This window comes from Stenotrophomonas rhizophila (assembly GCF_003751305.1).
Taxonomy (GTDB): Bacteria; Pseudomonadota; Gammaproteobacteria; order Xanthomonadales; family Xanthomonadaceae; genus Stenotrophomonas; species Stenotrophomonas rhizophila_B.
The window spans coordinates 427,889-444,533 of the sequence record NZ_RJKV01000001.1 but is presented as its reverse complement, the minus strand read 5'-3'; the positions used below and the strand labels follow the sequence as shown (position 1 = coordinate 444,533).

The 16,645-nt window shown below is 67.8% G+C and carries 16 protein-coding genes; all 16 read left to right on the top strand.

Features of this window, described 5'->3' with window-relative positions; translation table 11 throughout:
• The first annotated feature begins 16 nt into the window (after positions 1-16).
• On the top strand, positions 17-781 hold the full coding sequence (gene sufC / locus EDF74_RS02140; RefSeq protein ID WP_123728594.1) for a Fe-S cluster assembly ATPase SufC: 765 nt from the start codon (positions 17-19) through the stop codon (positions 779-781).
• A complete protein-coding gene (gene sufD, locus EDF74_RS02135; RefSeq protein WP_123728593.1) occupies positions 781-2,043 on the top strand; it encodes a Fe-S cluster assembly protein SufD in 1,263 nt (420 codons plus the stop codon). Before sufC ends, sufD begins: the two co-directional genes overlap by 1 nt.
• Complete coding sequence (locus EDF74_RS02130) at positions 2,040-3,296, top strand: cysteine desulfurase (RefSeq protein ID WP_123728592.1); 1,257 nt, start codon at positions 2,040-2,042, stop codon at positions 3,294-3,296. The genes sufD and EDF74_RS02130 overlap by 4 nt, the downstream gene beginning before the upstream one ends.
• Positions 3,297-3,404: 108 nt before the next feature.
• On the top strand, positions 3,405-3,941 hold the full coding sequence (locus EDF74_RS02125; protein WP_123728591.1) for a GNAT family N-acetyltransferase: 537 nt from the start codon (positions 3,405-3,407) through the stop codon (positions 3,939-3,941).
• Positions 3,938-4,270 carry a non-heme iron oxygenase ferredoxin subunit gene (locus EDF74_RS02120; RefSeq protein ID WP_123728590.1) on the top strand — a complete coding sequence of 111 codons (333 nt, stop codon included), beginning with the start codon at positions 3,938-3,940 and terminating at the stop codon, positions 4,268-4,270. Before EDF74_RS02125 ends, EDF74_RS02120 begins: the two co-directional genes overlap by 4 nt.
• 146 nt (positions 4,271-4,416) lie before the next feature.
• Complete coding sequence (locus EDF74_RS02115) at positions 4,417-4,755, top strand: hypothetical protein (RefSeq protein WP_148045902.1); 339 nt, start codon at positions 4,417-4,419, stop codon at positions 4,753-4,755.
• A gap of 149 nt (positions 4,756-4,904) precedes the next feature.
• Entirely contained in the window at positions 4,905-7,190 is a 2,286-nt protein-coding gene (locus EDF74_RS02110) for a TonB-dependent receptor (protein WP_123728588.1), read from the top strand.
• A 48-nt stretch (positions 7,191-7,238) separates the two neighbouring features.
• Complete coding sequence (locus EDF74_RS02105) at positions 7,239-7,928, top strand: Fe2+-dependent dioxygenase (protein WP_123728587.1); 690 nt, start codon at positions 7,239-7,241, stop codon at positions 7,926-7,928.
• Positions 7,921-8,634 (top strand): tetratricopeptide repeat protein, encoded by a 714-nt coding sequence (locus tag EDF74_RS02100; protein ID WP_123728586.1) that lies wholly within the window; start codon positions 7,921-7,923, stop codon positions 8,632-8,634. The genes EDF74_RS02105 and EDF74_RS02100 overlap by 8 nt, the downstream gene beginning before the upstream one ends.
• A gap of 132 nt (positions 8,635-8,766) precedes the next feature.
• Positions 8,767-9,204: a hypothetical protein gene (locus EDF74_RS02095; protein ID WP_148045901.1), complete on the top strand. Its 438-nt coding sequence runs from the start codon at positions 8,767-8,769 to the stop codon at positions 9,202-9,204.
• 139 nt (positions 9,205-9,343) lie between these two features.
• On the top strand, positions 9,344-11,767 hold the full coding sequence (locus tag EDF74_RS02090) for a TonB-dependent receptor domain-containing protein (RefSeq protein WP_123728584.1): 2,424 nt from the start codon (positions 9,344-9,346) through the stop codon (positions 11,765-11,767).
• 149 nt (positions 11,768-11,916) lie between these two features.
• Positions 11,917-12,555, top strand: coding sequence for a PepSY-associated TM helix domain-containing protein (locus EDF74_RS02085; protein WP_123728583.1), 639 nt, complete (start codon positions 11,917-11,919; stop codon positions 12,553-12,555).
• Positions 12,556-12,577: 22 nt separating this feature from the next.
• Positions 12,578-13,096: a DUF2271 domain-containing protein gene (locus tag EDF74_RS02080; protein ID WP_123728582.1), complete on the top strand. Its 519-nt coding sequence runs from the start codon at positions 12,578-12,580 to the stop codon at positions 13,094-13,096.
• A gap of 25 nt (positions 13,097-13,121) precedes the next feature.
• On the top strand, positions 13,122-13,928 hold the full coding sequence (locus tag EDF74_RS02075) for a DUF4198 domain-containing protein (protein WP_123728581.1): 807 nt from the start codon (positions 13,122-13,124) through the stop codon (positions 13,926-13,928).
• Positions 13,929-14,050: 122 nt separating this feature from the next.
• Positions 14,051-15,031: an FAD:protein FMN transferase gene (locus tag EDF74_RS02070; protein ID WP_123728580.1), complete on the top strand. Its 981-nt coding sequence runs from the start codon at positions 14,051-14,053 to the stop codon at positions 15,029-15,031.
• Positions 15,028-16,641: a sulfite reductase subunit alpha gene (locus EDF74_RS02065; RefSeq protein ID WP_123728579.1), complete on the top strand. Its 1,614-nt coding sequence runs from the start codon at positions 15,028-15,030 to the stop codon at positions 16,639-16,641. The genes EDF74_RS02070 and EDF74_RS02065 overlap by 4 nt, the downstream gene beginning before the upstream one ends.
• Positions 16,642-16,645: the final 4 nt, after the last annotated feature.

Here is a 16,645-nt window from a genome sequence, read left to right as displayed (position 1 = left end):
CAAGACGATTATCGACATGTTGAAGATCGACAACCTCCACGCACGCATCGGCGACAAAGAAATCCTCAAGGGCCTCTCGCTCGACGTGAAGCCCGGCCAGGTGCACGCCATCATGGGCCCCAACGGCGCCGGCAAGTCCACCTTGGGCAACGTCCTGGCCGGCCGCGACGGCTATGACGTGAGCGAAGGCAGCGTGCAGTTCGAAGGCAGGGATCTGCTCGAGCTGGCGCCGGAAGAACGCGCCGCCGCCGGCCTGTTCCTGGCCTTCCAGTACCCGGTGGAAATCCCCGGAGTGAACAACACCTACTTCCTGCGCGCCGCGCTCAACGCCCAGCGCAAGGCGCGCGGCGAGGAAGAACTGGACTCGATGCAGTTCCTCAAGCTGGTCCGCCAGAAGCTGGCCGTGCTGCACCTGAAGGACGAGCTGCTGCACCGTGGCGTCAACGAAGGCTTCTCCGGTGGCGAGAAGAAGCGCAACGAGATCTTCCAGCTGGCCGTGCTCGAGCCGAAGCTGGCGATCCTGGATGAAACCGACTCCGGCCTGGACATCGACGCGCTCAAGAGCGTGGCCGACGGCGTCAACGCGCTGCGTTCGCCGGATCGCTCCTTCATCGTGATCACCCATTACCAGCGCCTGCTCGATTACATCAAGCCGGACGTGGTGCATGTGCTGGCCGATGGCAAGATCGTGCAGAGCGGCGGCCCGGAACTGGCCCTGGAACTGGAAGCCCATGGCTACCACTTCCTGAAGGACCGTGTGGTGCCGGAGGCAGCGGTCTGATGAGCGCCCTGCTCGATTCCCTCGCCAGCGGCTTCTGCGGCAGCGATGCACGTCGCGCCGAGCTGGATGCCGCCCTGCAGGCCGGCCTGCCCGGCCCGCGTACCGAAGCCTGGAAATACACCTCCCTGCGCCAGCTGGAGCGTCGCAGCTTCCAGCCGGCGCCGCTCGCCCCGGCCGTGGTCGATGCCGCCCTGCTGGCCGACATTCCGTCGCCGCGGCTGGTGTTCGTCAATGGTCGCCCGTCCGGCGCGCTGAGCGATGTCGCTGCCGTGCCGGCCGGTGTGCAGCTGGCCACCCTGTCCTCGGCACTGGCCGCGGGCGATGAAGCCGCTCGCTTCCTCGGCCGCCGCTTCGAGCGCAGCGAGGAGGTGTTCGCCCGCCTCAACGCCGCGCTCGCCGATGAAGGCGTGCTGCTGCGCGTGGAAGCAGGCGTGCAGGTCGAGACGCCGCTGCAGCTGGTCTTCATCAGCGTCGCCGCCGATACCGATCTGTCCTGGCACCACCGCCACCTGATCGAACTTCGCTCTGGCGCTGCGCTGGGCGTGGTCGAGCATCACCTGCACGTCGGCGATGCCGCGCACCTGGACAACACCCTGGTGCACGTCCACCTGGCGCAGGATGCCGTGCTCTCGCACGCCCGCGTGCAGGCCGACGCCACCCGCGCCACCTCGCTGCTGCGCACCGACGCCGTGCTGGCCCGCAACGCGCAGTACCGCCGTGTCGATCTGGAACTGGGCGCCGCGCTGAGCCGCCATGAGCTCAACGTCCGCCTGGAAGGCGACAACGCCCAGCTGACCGCCAACGGCGTGCTGCTCGGCAACGGCCGCCGCCATGTCGACACCCGCCTGGGCATCGAGCACATCGCACGCGATACCGCCTCGGAAATGGTCTGGCGTGGCGTCGCGGCCAATCGCAGCCGCGTGGTCTTCCACGGTGGCATCCACATCCGCGAAGGCGCCGATGGCACTGACGCCAACCTGTCCAACAAGAATCTGCTGCTCTCCGCCGATGCCGAGATCGACACCCAGCCCACGCTGGTGATCGATGCCGACGAAGTGAAGGCCGCCCACGGCGCCACGGTCGGCCAGCTCGATGCCAATGCGCTGTTCTACCTGCGCTCGCGTGGCCTGCCGGCCGATCGCGCGCAGCAGCTGCTGAGCGCCGCGTTCTGCCATGAGCCGCTGAACGCCCTCGACGCGCGCCTGACCGAGCAGCTCACCGCCCAGCTCGACCGTGCGCTGGCCCTGGCGGGCGTGGCATGAACCTGTCCACGCCGCGCCCGGTCGCCGATACCGGCGCCGCGCCCGATTGGGACCGCGTGCGCCTGGACTTCCCGCTGTTGATGCGCGAAGTGCACGGCAAGCCGCTGGTGTACTTCGACAACGCCAACACCGGCCAGAAGCCGGTGCAGGTGATCGGCGCGCTGGACGAGTTCTACCGCCGTTACAACGCCAACGTCAGCCGTGCAGTGCATGCGCTCGGCACCGAGGCGACCGATGCCTACGAAGGCGCACGCAACAAGCTGGCGCGCTTCCTCAACGTGCGCGCCAGCGAGCTGGTGCTGTGCAGCGGCACCACGTTCGCGATCAACCTGGTCGCCTATTCGTGGGCGCTGCCGCGGCTGAAGGCTGGTGATGTCATCCTGGTCTCGCGCATGGAGCACCACGCCAACATCGTGCCGTGGCAGTTGGTCGCCCAGCGCACCGGCGCGACGATCCGCGTGGCCGAGATCACCCCGGAAGGCGCCCTGGATCTGGATGCACTGCGCGCGGCCATGACCCCCGAGGTCAAGCTGCTCGCCGTTGCTCACGTCTCCAACGTACTGGGCACGGTCAACCCGGTCCGCGAGATCTGCCGCGAGGCCCGCAAGCGCGGCATCATCACCGTGGTGGACGGCTCGCAGGCTGCGCCGCACCGCAAGATCGACATCCCGGCGATCGGCTGCGACTTCTACGCCATCACCGGCCACAAGATGTGCGGCCCGACCGGTACCGGTGCACTGTGGGCCAGGCGCGAGCATCTCGATGCCATGCCGCCGTTCCTCGGCGGTGGCGAGATGATCAAGGAAGTCAGCTTCGAAGGCACCGTGTTCAACGATGCACCGCACAAGTTCGAAGCCGGCACCCCGAACATCGCCGGCTTCATCGGCCTGGGCGTGGCGGTGGATTACCTGGAGTCACTGGGCCTTGCCCACGTGGAAGCCCGCGAAGGCGAGCTGCTGGCGCACTTCACCGAAGAGCTGAACAGGATCGACGGCCTGCGCATCTTCGGCACCACGCCGGACAAGGCCGCGGTGGTCTCCTTCCTGGTGGAGGGCGCGCATTCGCACGATCTGGCCACCCTGCTCGACCTGGAAGGCGTTGCGGTCCGCTCGGGCCAACACTGCGCGCACCCGCTGCTGCAGTACTTCGGCGTCGCCGCGACCTGCCGCGCCTCGCTGGCGTTCTACAACACGCATGACGAGATCGAGCGCTTCATCGTGGCGCTGAACAAGGTGCGCAAGCTGCTGGGCTGAGTCCGCCCCTGGTCTGCGCCCCATCGGAACGCCGTGGCCTGCCACGGCGTTTTTTGTTGTCCATGCCGATCGTTTCCGTCCCGGCCCCGACCAGCCTAAAATGGCGCCATGAGCACCCTCACCTACCGCGCCGCCACGCTGGCCGACATCCCCGCCCTCGTCACCCTGGTCACTTCCGCCTACCGGGGCGAGGCCAGCCGCGCCGGCTGGACCACCGAGGCCGATATCCTCGATGGCGCCCGCATCGACCCGCAGGGCCTGCAGGCCGACATCGAGCGCCCGCGCAGTACCATCCTGCTCGCCGAGCGCGACGGCCAGCTGCTGGCCTGCGCACATATCGCCGATGACCAGGGCAAGGGCTACTTCGGCATGTTCTCGGTGGACCCCGCCCAGCAGGGCGGCGGCATCGGCAAGCAGGTGATGCTGGCCGCCGAAGCCCACGCCGCGCGCGAGTGGGGCGTACCGGTCATGCAGATGACGGTGATCGACATCCGCGAGGAGCTGATCGCCTTCTACGAACGCCGGGGCTACCAGCGCACCGGGATCAAGAAGCCGTTCCCGTATGGCGATGAACGCTTCGGCATCCCCAAGCGCGACGATCTGCGCTTCGAAATCCTGGAAAAGCCGCTGGCGGTGCCGGCGTGAGCGAGACCTGGACCTTCATCTGCGCCAGCGCCGAGCTGCTGCCCGGCGAGATGAAGAGCACCTTCGATGAGGTGACCGGCACGCCGATCGTGGTGTTCAACCTGGACGGCGAGTTGTACGCGCTGGAAGACCAGTGCACCCACGACGAGTTCGAGCTGTCCTCGGGCACGTTCGATACCACCGAGGCCAGCATCGAGTGCGTCCTGCACGGGGCCCGCTTCGACGTCCGCGACGGGGCCGCGCTGTGCGCCCCTGCCTACTCGCCGGTCGCGAAATTTCCGGTCAAGCGGGAACACGACGCCGTCTGGGCCCGCGACGACCGAGACTGACCGGGGCTGAACGCCGGCGTTTTGAAAACGCGAATTATTCCTATTACCATGGGCATTGCGGCCAACCGGCCGCTCCTGCCCGGTACGCCGTGTCCGCCAACCGCTCCGTTCTTGGTATCGCCGCCCTGTGGGCCACGTTGTGCGTGGTGCTGTTGGCATGCGGCTGGCTGAGCGCCGGCAGTACGGGTAACGCCGCGCGCTCCACGGCGACGGGCCAGACCCCAGCGATAGCGGACACCGGCAGCACGCTTCGGGTCACCGCGCCCACCGCACCCGCGCCTGCGCCGGAACTGCCGTTCGCCGAGGCCAGCCTGACAGCCGAGACCGGCCCCGACCCCGAGGCCGCCCACCCGGCGGTGCTGCCTCGCCTGCGCCGCGCGCCGTGGGTCGCGCTGGTGCCTCTGTGGCGCGCCGACGCGCTGCGTTGGCAGCGGCTGGAACCCTCGCTGCGGCTCAACCCCGGCCACGCCCCTCCCTACGCCTGATCCCGGCATCGACGCTGCTGCGCGTCGATGCCCGCCACGCCTGCGCCACCGCGCCGCCGTCGGCCGCCTGTCCGTTTTCCCGACCTGCCTCCGCTCCGCCGTGACCGCCGCGTGCCGTCCGGCCTTCGTCCGTCTTCCCAGGAATCACCATGACCGTCCGCCCGACTCCGTTGTCGTCCGCCCTGCTGCTGGCCATCGCCGCCCCCGCCATCGCCCATGCCGAGACCGACGCTGCCGCCGATCCGCAGCGCGCCACCGAACTGGACGGCGTCGATGTCCACGGCGAGCGCGTCCGCGCGCAGTCGTCGAAGTTCACTGCACCGCTGCTGGATACGCCCAAGTCGGTCAGCGTGATTTCCCAGCAGGTGATCGAGCAGACCGCCGCGACCACCCTGCTCGATGCGCTGCGCACCGTGCCGGGCATCACCTTCGGTGCGGGCGAAGGCGGCAACCCGACCGGTGACCGCCCCTTCATCCGTGGCTTTGATTCGGCCTCGGACATCTACGTCGATGGCATCCGCGATGCCGGCAGCCAGACCCGCGAAGTGTTCGCCATCGAGCAGATCGATGTGGTCAAGGGCCCGAGTTCGGCCTACTCCGGTCGCGGCTCGGCCGGCGGCACCATCAGCCTGGTCAGCAAGACGCCCAAGCTGGAAAACTTCGTGTCTGGCAGCCTGGCCGCCGGCACGGACAGCTACCGTCGCGGCACGCTGGATGCGAACCAGGTGATCGGCGACGGCATCGCCGCGCGCGTGAACATCATGAAGCACGATGCCGACGTGGCTGGCCGTGATGAGGTGAACAGCAGCCGCTGGGGCATCGCGCCATCGCTGGCGTTCGGGTTGAACGGCCCGACGCAGGCGGTGATCAGCCACTACCACATGGAAACCGACGACCTGCCCGATGCCGGCGGCTTCCCATACAACAACCCGTTCACCAGCGGGCCGAACGTGGCGCTCAATGGCGACGGCAGCCCGACCGTGACCAACCGCGACGCGTTCTATGGCCTGGTCGACCGTGATTTCCAGAAGACCAGGGCGGACATCACCACCTTGAACCTGTCGCATGATTTCGGCGGCATCGTCCTGCGCAACATCACCCGCCACGGCGACACCCGCAACGACTACCTGTGGACCCAGCCGGACGACAGCAAGGGCAACCCCAACCTGTTCGGCACCGTCTGGCGCCGTACCAACGCACGCGCCACGCAGACCGACAGCTTCGTCAACCAGACCAGCGTGACCGGTGAGCTGGAAACCGGCTCGCTGCGCCACAACTTCAACGCCGGCGTGGAGTACAGCAGCGAAAAGACCGTGCGCGGCACCTACGCGATCGCCGATGTGCGTCGCCCCAATGGCCAGACCACCGCAGGCACCAACAATCCGCTGACCGGCAACCAGAGCTGCCCGACCACCGGTGCGGCGACCGGCTACAACTGCACCGACCTGACCAACCCGAACCCGAATGATCCGTGGTCGGCCACGCACACCGTCACCCGCAGCGATCCGGCCCGCGACGTGCGCCAGACCACCCGCACCAAGTCGGCCTATGTGTTCGACACCATCAGCTTCAGCGAGCAGTGGATGCTGAACCTGGGTGCGCGCTTCGACGACTACAACACCCACCAGTTCAACCCCACTGCGGCGGCCAACCTGCAGCACCTGCGCAACGACACCTCGTTCTGGAACGGCCAGGCCGGCCTGGTGTTCAAGCCGATGGAAAACGGCAGCATCTACCTCTCCTGGGGCACCTCCTCGACCCCGGTCGGCGTGGACGGCGGCGACGGCGCCGACGGCATCAGCGCCACCATCCAGGACCTGAAACCGCAGCGCAGCCGCAACATCGAACTGGGCACCAAGTGGGATCTGTTCGATGCCCGCCTGTCGCTGACCGGTGCGATCTTCCAGACCGAAATGAGCAACGCGCGCGTGACCAGCGATGCGGGCACCACGCAGAACGCCGGTACCAAGAAGGTAAAGGGTGCCGAGCTGGGCTTCAGCGGCACGATCGTGGAGGGTTGGCAGGTCTTCGGTGGGTACACCTACCTGGATGCCGTGGTCGAGGACAACGGCTTTGCGCTGGTCAACGGCGTCTACGTGCCCTCGCCGTTCAACGGCAACGCGTTCCCCAACACCGCCAAGCACAGCGCCAGTCTGTGGACCACGTGGGCGCCGTCGTTCGTGCCGGGCCTGAGCCTGGGCGCAGGTGCCAACTACGTGGACAAGGTCTACGGCAACGTCAACAACACCAAGTGGGTGCCCTCCTACACCCGTTGGGATGCGATGGTCGGCTATGCCTTCAGCGAGCGCTACAGCCTGCAGTTGAACGTGCAGAACCTGACCAACAAAACCTACTTCACCAAGGCGTACGCTTCGCACTACGCCGCCATCGCGCCGGGCCGTTCGGCCACGCTGGCCTTCAACTTCACGTTCTAAGCGATACGCCCCTCCCGCGCGCTCGTACGGGAGGGGCTGGAGCCGATCATGCTGCTGCATATTCCCGACGTCCTCACCGCCGAGCAGGTCACCCAGGCCCGCCAGCAGCTGGCCACGGCCGGCTGGACCGACGGCCGCCTGACCGCGGGCTACCAGTCCGCGCAGGCCAAGCACAACCTGCAGTTGCCCGAGTCCGATCCGGCCGCGCGAGCGGTCGGCTCGGCCATCCTCGATGCGCTGGGCCGCAACAGCACCTTCTTCTCGGCCGCATTGCCGCGTCGCATCTTCCCGCCGCTGTTCAACTGCTATCAGCCGGGGCAGACCTTCGGGTTCCATGTCGACAACGCGGTGCGCTACGACTACACCGTTCCGGGACAACCGCAACCGGTACGCACGGACCTCTCGGCCACGTTGTTCCTGAGCGATCCGGACGAGTACGAGGGCGGCGAGCTGGTGATCGAAGACACCTACGGCAACCAGCGGGTCAAGCTGCCGGCCGGCCACATGGTGCTGTACCCGGGTACCAGCCTGCACCAGGTCACCCCGGTCACCGCCGGCACGCGGCTGGCCTCGTTCTTCTGGATCCAGAGCATGCTGCGCGATGACGGCCAGCGGCGCCTGATGTGGGATATGGATGTCTCGATCCGCCGGCTCACCCATGACCACCCAGAACACCCTGCGCTGGTCAACCTGACCGGCGTGTATCACAACCTGCTGCGGCAATGGGCCGATGTCTGAGGCTCCGCTGCCTGCGCTCGACGTGGCGGCACTGGCCGACCAACTGCAACACGATCCAGCCGCCGCGCTCGCCACCCTGGAAGCTACCGCACAGCGCGGCGATCCGCAGGCGCAGTTCCTGCTTGGCCAGGCACGGATGGAAGGACGCGGGATCGCACCCGATGCCGCCGCGGCCGTGCTCTGGTTCGAGCGCGCCGCCAACGGTGGCCTGGCCATCGCGATGAACATGCTCGGACGCTGCCACGAACTCGGCAGCGGCACCCCGATCAACCCGGCGCTGGCGGCGGTCTGGTACCGCAAGGCGGCCGATGCCGAGCTGGACTGGGGGATGTACAACCTGGCCAACCTGCTGGCTACCGGGCGTGGCGTGGCCCGCGACGAACGGGCCGCGTTCGCGCTGTACCTGCGCGCCGCACGGCTTGGCCATGCCAAATCGATGAATCTGGTCGGACGTTCTCTGGAGGACGGGATCGGGGTCGACGCCGATCCGGCGGCGGCACCGGCCTGGTACCGGCGCTCGGCCGAGGCCGGCGACTTCCGCGGCCAGGCGAGCCATGCCTCCCTGCTGCTCGCCGCCGGCGACATCGACGGTGCAGCGCACTGGCTGCGTCGCGCACTTGCACACGGCAGCCCGTCGTTTCTGGCTCACCTGCGCCCCACCTTGGCAGACTCGCCCCATCCCTCAATCCGGGCGCTGGTTACCTGATTGCAGGGGCTCGCGCACCAGCAGCGCCTCGAATCATTAATCATTCTCATTTGCGTCCGCTAACGAATCTCACCTACAATCCCGCCGCGTTGCCAGTCGGCTGATCGACTGGCCGTCTGACAGGGGCCCCACTTGCGCCATCCACACCGCCACCGCAGCTTTGCTCCCGCCATGCGCGGGCGCCAGCATGCGCTGTCGACCGTGCTGGCATGGTTGGGCCTGTTGTCGCTGCTGTTGGCCGGCCTGCCGGTGCTGGAACGGGTTGCCCCGGGCAGCACCGTGATGGTCCTGCAGATGCCAATGGACGAGCGCCCGGTGGGCGGCGGTGAGACCGCGCCGCAGGAAGACGCCCCGGCCAAGCCGCGCCGGGTCGCCAGCGCGCGCCCTGCGCCGACGCCACCGCCGCAGCCCTCGCTGCCACCGGTCGTGGAATCGCTGGATGCGCTGATGGCCACGCTGGTAGCACAGCCGCCACGGGTCGTACCCGCCATTGGTTCGGCACCGGCCACGCCGCTGCCTGCTGCACCCGGGCTGCGCGTCCAGCGCGGCCAAGCCCCTCCGCAGGGCTGATCCACACGGCCGGCGGCGCCATCGCGCCCCGCCCGGTCACGCACGTTCTGCCCGTTCCGGGCCTTCCTGATTCCTGCGCGTGCTGCCGTCCTGCGGCCTGCCGCGTTGCGTCCGCGTTCTTCTTTCCGAGGTTACCCCCATGGCCCAGCGCCATCGTCGTCGCACGTCCCTGTCCCGCTGCACCCTGTCCATCGCCCTGCTCGGTGCGCTGAGCACCCCGGCCTTCGCCAACGGTGAGGCCGCCGGCCCGACCACGCTGGACAAGGTAGTCGTCACCGCCGCCGGCTTCGAACAGAAGATCGCCGACGCCCCGGCCAGCATCAGCGTGATCAGCCGCGAAGAACTGAGCAAGCGCCCGTACACCAGCCTGGTGGATGCGCTGCGCGACGTGGAAGGCATCGACGTGGGCATGGAGCCGACCGACAAGAACGGCCGCGCCACCATTTCCATGCGTGGCATGCCCTCGGACTACACCCTGGTGCTGATCGACGGTCGCCGCCAGAGCAACGCCGGCAACCTGTACCCGAACAACTTCGGTGGCGGCCAGTTCTCATACATGCCGCCGCTGGATGCGATCGAACGCATCGAGGTGGTGCGCGGCCCGATGTCGACCCTGTACGGCTCCGATGCGATGGGCGGGGTGATCAACATCATCACCCGTCGCAACCAGACCGAGTGGCATGGCGCGATCACCCAGGGTTTCACGATGCAGCAGGACGACCAGTTCGGTGATGCACGCAGCACCGATGTCTACCTGAGCGGCCCGCTGATCAAGGACCGCCTGGGCCTGTCGGTGCGCGGCAGCTATTACGACGCCAAAGCCTCCAACCCGGAATGGGATGACCTCCAGCTGCCGGATGGCACGATGTGGTCACGCAGCATTGGCTTCGGTGGCGGCGGCAAGGCGGTGGCCAACACCAACTGGAACACCGGCCTGCGCCTGAACTTCATCGTCAATGACGACCACGAGCTGTGGCTGGATTACGACGTGTCGCGCCAGAAGTACGACAACAGCGAAGGCCAGACCGGCACCCTGGACAGCCTGGCCAGCCTGTGGCGCGTCGGCAATGCGACGATCCGCAACCCGAACGGTCCGGGCAACATCACCCGCCGCGTGGTGCAGCCGCGCGTGGGCTACACCGCCTACCAGCGCTACGAGCGCGACCAGCTGGCGCTGACCCACCAGGGCCGCTATGAGTTCGGCACCTGGCAGACCACGCTGACCCACATCACCAGCAACAACCTCGGCCGCTCGCTGCCGCTGACGCTGGATGAGCGCGCCGATCTGCAGGGCCTGTGGAACGACGTCTGCCGCCGCACCGGCGCCGCCGCCAACTGCGCGGCCGGTGCACGCAACGGGCTGGGCGCGCTCAACGCCGCCGAACTGGCTCGCCTGCAGGCCTTCCTGCCGCGCCCGCTGCGCACGATGGAGCTGGAGGGCAACGTGCTGGACACCATGCTCGATCTCACCTTCGGCGCGCACAAGCTCACCGTGGGCGGCCAGTACAACGACACCGACATGGTCGATGGCGTGTTCGGCATGGACGGCAACGGCTACAAGAACAACGTCAAGCAGCAGCACCGCATGTGGGCGCTGTTCGCCGAGGACAACTGGTCGCTGACCGACACCCTGACCGCCACGGTCGGCGTGCGCTATGACGACCACAACATCTTCGGCAGCCACGTCAGCCCGCGCGCCTACCTGGTCTGGAACGCCAACGATGCCTGGACCGTCAAGGGCGGCGTCAGCACGGGCTACAAGACCCCGCGTCCGGACCAGCTGTTCCCCGGCATCGTCGGCTTCGGCGGCCAGGGCGTGACCCCGCTGGTCGGCTCGCCGAACCTCAAGCCGGAAACCAGCACCAACTACGAGATCGCCACGTACTACGAAGGCGATCGCTGGGGCTTCAACCTCACCGGCTTCCTCAACAAGTTCGATGACAAGATCGCCAGCGGCGGTACCTTCGCCAACTGCGAAGTCGCCCCGAACGATGGCAGCTACTGCGTGGACATCGGCCCGGGCTGGGCCGAGCTGGGCTACAGCACCTTCGGCCAGAGCGTGAACATCGACAAGGCCGAAACCCGCGGCGTCGAAGCGGCTGCGCAGGTGGATCTTCTGGACAACCTGCAGCTGCGCGGCAACTACACCTGGACCAAGAGCGAGCAGACCAGCGGCACCGGCAAGGGCCTGCCGATCACCGGCAACCCGGCCAAGCACATGGCCAATGCAAGCCTGAACTGGCAGATCAGCGAGGCGGTGAGCCTGTCGCTGATCGGCGAAGGCCGCTACGACCGCTACCGCGACACGCTGGTCAGCAACGTCGGCGGCGTGAGCAGCTCGCAGACCCGCTACTACGAGGACTACACGATCTTCCACCTCGGCGGCAGCTGGGACATCAACAAATGGCTGACCGTCAACGCGCGGGTCAACAACCTGTTCGACAAGGACTTCGTCTCGCAGTCCTGCGTGCTGATCAGCGACAGCGAGTTCAGCTGCGTGGACGATTACTCCACCAAGGACCAGCGTCGCAGCTACTGGATTTCGTTGAACGCCAAGTTCTGAGGCACACCACGGCGGCGTCCTGATGGCGCCGCCGCTGGCCTTGACCTCGGGCAGCGCGCCGGCAACGGAACGCTGCCTTCTTTTTGCACAAATTGCGAATCATTCTCATCAATGGTGTAATTCGCCCCTCAGCACTCCCTCCTGCGACCGTGGCCACCAGCGCTCCCTCTTCCAGCGTGCAACAACAACGCCGCGGCTTCTGGCTGCGCACGCTGCACCAGTGGCACTGGATCAGCTCGGCGGTGTGCCTGATCGGCATGCTGCTGTTCGCCGCGACCGGCATCACCTTGAACCATGCGTCCAGGATCGAAGCCACGCCGGAGGTGGTCAGCCGCCAGCTGGCGCTGCCTGCCGCGCTGCTCGGCACGCTCGGCGACCGCGCCGACGGCAATGCCCCCCTGCCCCGCGTGGCCAGCCGCTGGCTGGATGCGCAGCTCGGTATCTCGATCGGTCGCCGTCCGGCCGAATGGTCCGATGGCGAAATCTATCTCTCCATGCCCAGCCCTGGCGCGGACGCCTGGCTGAGCATCGACCGCGAAACGGGCGATGTGGAATACGAATCCACCGCACGCGGCTGGGTGTCCTATTTCAACGATCTGCACAAAGGGCGTAATGCCGGGCCGGCCTGGGGCTGGTTCCTGGATATCTTCGCCGTGGCCTGCCTGGTGTTCTGCATCACCGGCCTGTTCCTGCTGCACCTGCATGCCCGCCAGCGCCGCATGACCTGGCCGCTGGTCGGCCTGGGCCTGCTGATCCCGCTGCTGATCGCCCTGATCCTCATCCACTGACCGTCCCTTCCGGAGCCGCACCATGCGCGTCACCCTGACCATCGCCCTGAGCGGCCTGCTGGCCACCTCGCCGGCCTATGCCACCACCCTGGACATCAACGTCGAGGTGCCCAAGCTCAACGTGGCCGAGTACCACCGCCCGTATGTGGCCGTGTGGCTGGAGGGGGCCGACCAGAAGGTCGCCGCCAACCTCTCCGTCTGGTACCAGCAGACCGGCAACGCCGAAGGCCATGGCACCAAGTGGCTGCCCGACCTGCGCCAGTGGTGGCGCAAGAGCGGCCGTACGCTGGAGGTGCCGGTGGATGGTGTGACCGGCCCGACCCGCCCGGTCGGCAAGCACGCGCTCTCCTTCAGCGACACGCAGCCGGCGCTCAAGGCGCTCGCACCGGGTAACTACACGCTCGTGGTGGAAGCGGTGCGCGAAGTCGGCGGCCGCGAACTGCTCAAGATCCCCTTCACCTGGCCGGTCACGTCCGCCCAGTCGGGCAAGGCCCAGGGCGCGACCGAACTCGGTCTGGTCACCCTGTCCGCCAAGCCCTGATCCCCTGTCCACCTGGAGTTTTTCAATGAAGCGCACGCTCGTCCTCGCCGCCGCCATGGCCGCCGCACTTCCGTTCTCCGCCCTGGCCCACAAGGCCTGGCTGCAGCCCTCGCAGACCGTGATCGCGGGTACCAACCCGTGGATCACCGTCGATGCGGCGGTCTCCAACGACCTGTTCTATTTCAACCACGTGCCGCTGCGCCTGGACAGCCTGGTCATCACCGCGCCGGACGGCAGCACCGTGCAGCCGCAGAACGCGGCGACCGGCAAGTTCCGCAGCGTGTTCGATGTCGAGCTGACCCAGCAGGGCACCTACCGCCTGGCGACGGTCAACAACGGCCTGTCGGCCAGCTGGGAAGAAGACGGCAAGCCCAAGCGCTGGCGCGGCACCCCGGCCACCTTCGCCACCGAAGTGCCGAAGAACGCCAGGAACCTGCAGGTCTCGCAGTCGGTCGGTCGCGTGGAAACCTTCGTCACCAACGGCACCCCGAACGACACCGCGCTCAAGCCGACCAACCAGGGCATCGAGATGATCGCGCTGGCCCACCCGAACGATCTGGTTGCCGGTGAAGCCGCGCGCTTCCGCGTGCTGGTCGACGGCAAGCCGACCGCCGGCCTGGACTTCGAGATCACCCGTGGCGGTACCCGTTACCGCAACGCGCAGGAAGAGATCAAGGTCAGCACCGATGCCAAGGGCGAGTTCGCCGTCACCTGGCCCGAAGCGGGCATGTACTGGCTGGAGACCGGCACCGAAGACAGCAAGACCTCGATCAAGGAAGCCAAGAAGCGTCGCCTGAGCTATGTGGCCACGCTGGAAGTGCTGCCGGAGTAACGGCCTTCGGCGCGGGCGCCGCACGCGCCGTCCACCTCATCCCGCCCCCGTCGACACAACGGGGGCTTTTCACCCGACGCAGTCCGGCCATCGGGCTTACTAGACCCGACGTGCCCACCCCCATGAACAACCCGGATCTCGACATCGCCAGCCTCGGCGGCCACACCATGGGCACCACCTGGCAGGTAAAGCTGGCCGTGGCGCGAAGCCGCGACCTGCACCCGCTGCACGCCGGCATCCAGGCGCAGCTGGACGCCATCGTGACGCAGATGAGCACGTGGGAAGCCGACAGCGATATCGCGCGCTTCAATCGCGCCTCCGCCGGTGAATGGCAGACGCTGCCACCGCTGTTCGACACGGTGATGCAGTGCGCACTGGACATCGCACAGCGCAGCGGCGGCGCCTTCGATCCGACCATCGGCCCGTTGGTGGCCTTGTGGGGATTTGGCGCACAGGCACAGGCCCGGCGCATTCCCGATGCGGCCACCCTCGCCGCGACCCGTGCGCGGTGTGGCTGGGAGCGGCTGCACTGGCAGCCCGGTCGCCTGCTGCAACCCGGTGGGTTGGCGCTGGACCTGTCGGCGATCGCCAAGGGCTTTGGTGTCGATCAGGTCAGTACGTGGCTGCGCGAGAACGGGGTGCACGCAGCGCTGGTGGAGGTCGGCGGCGAGCTGCATGGCTTTGGCCGCAAGCCCGATGGCCAGCCGTGGCGCGTGCTGGTGGAATCGGCCCCGGAAGAGGATGCGCAGGCGGAGCATCCGCCGCGCGTGCTCGCGCTGAGAGATATGGCGGTAGCCACCTCCGGTGATCGCTGGCATCACTTCGAACGTAGCGGCGAGCAGTTCAGCCACACGCTGGATCCGCGCACCGGTGCACCGGTCACGCGCGCTGCGGCCGCAGTCACCGTGGTCGCCGACAGTGCCATGCAGGCCGATGCCTGGGCAACCGCATTGACGGTGATGGGCCCCGACGAAGGCATCGCATTTGCGCGCACCCATGCACTGGCCGCCCGCGTTGTCAGCCGGGGCGCGCACGGTATCGAGGAACACATGAGCCCCGCATTCGAACAGCTTCTCGCCGACGACCGCGTGGTCGCGGCATGAGTCTGCGTCCTTCCCGTGCCTGGCTGGGCAACCTGGCGGTCATGCTGTTGCTGGCGGTCGTTGCCTGGGCGCTGCTGCGCCTGCATCTGGGCGACGCGTGGTGGCAAAGCGCCCCCCTGGCCTCGCAGTGGCGCTGGGCCGCCGGCAGCCTGGTGCTGTATGCGGCATTCTGCACGCTGATCTGGTGGCGCGGGCGCGCGCGCGAAGAGCACGTGACCGACAACGGACCCGCACCGATCCTGCTGGTCTGGGCGAGCCAGACCGGCTTCGCCCAGCAGCTGTGCGAACGCAGTGCGGAGGCGTTGCGTGCTGCCGGCCTGCCGGTCCGCATCCGCGCGCTGCATGCGGTGACCGCCGAGCTTCTGCAGCGCAGCGGGCAGGTGCTGTTCGTGGTCAGCACCACCGGCGAAGGCGATGCGCCGGATCATGCCCTGCCCTTCCTGCGCAAGGTGATGCCACAGGCGCTCGCATTGCCGCAGCTGCAGTACGGCGTGCTGGCGCTGGGGGATCGCAGCTACGGGCATTTCTGCGCCTTCGGCCACCAGCTGGATGCGTGGCTGCGTCAGCACGGCGCGCATCCGCTGTTCGATACCGTTGAAGTAGACAATGCCGATCCCGGCGCACTGCGCCACTGGCAGCAACTGCTCGGCCAGCTCGGCGGTGAAGCCACCGAACTGCCGGACTGGGCGCCGGCCGAGTATCTGCCGTGGCAACTGCAGGCGCGGCATCTGGAAAACCCGGGCAGCCCGGGCGCACCGACGTACCGCATTACGCTGGTGCCTTCCGACGGCGTGCTGCCGGCGTGGCAGGCCGGCGACGTGGTCGAGATCGGGCCACAACACGCACCGGCCGAGGTCGAGGCCTGGCTGCGCGATGCCCCGTGGGACGGCGATATGCTCATCGATGGGCAGCCGCTGCGTGCACATCTCGCGCGGGCGCATCTGCCCAGTAACGGGGAACTCCCGACGTTTGCCGACGCAGACGCACTGGTCGCCGCGTTACGTCCGCTGCCGCACCGCGAGTACTCCATCGCCAGCCTGCCTGCCGAAGGCCAGGTGCAGTTGCTGCTGCGTCGGCAGCTGCGTCCTGATGGCACCCCGGGGCTGGGCAGCGGCTGGTTGTGCGATCACGCTGCGTTGGATGGGCGCATCGATCTGCGCTTCCGCAGCAATCCCAATTTCCACGGTGTGCCAGCGGCAACGCCGCTGATCCTGATCGGCAACGGCACCGGCATCGCCGGCCTGCGCGCCCACCTGCGCGAGCGCATCAGCGCCGGCGCGCGCCGCAACTGGCTATTGTTCGGCGAGCGCACGGCCGCGCACGATTTCTTCTTCGGCGACGACCTGCGCGCCTGGCAGCGCGACGGCTGGATCGCGCGTCTGGATACGGTGTTCAGTCGAGACGGTGGCGAACACCATTACGTGCAGGACCGGCTGCAGGCGCAGATCCACACGCTGCAGCAGTGGGTGCACGACGGTGCCACGATCCTGGTCTGCGGCAGCCTGCAGGGCATGGCCCCGGCGGTGGATGCGGTGATCGAGCAGGCGCTGGGCCGCGACGGGAAAGAAGCCTTGATCGTGGCCGGGCGTTACCGTCGCGACGTGTACTGAGGGC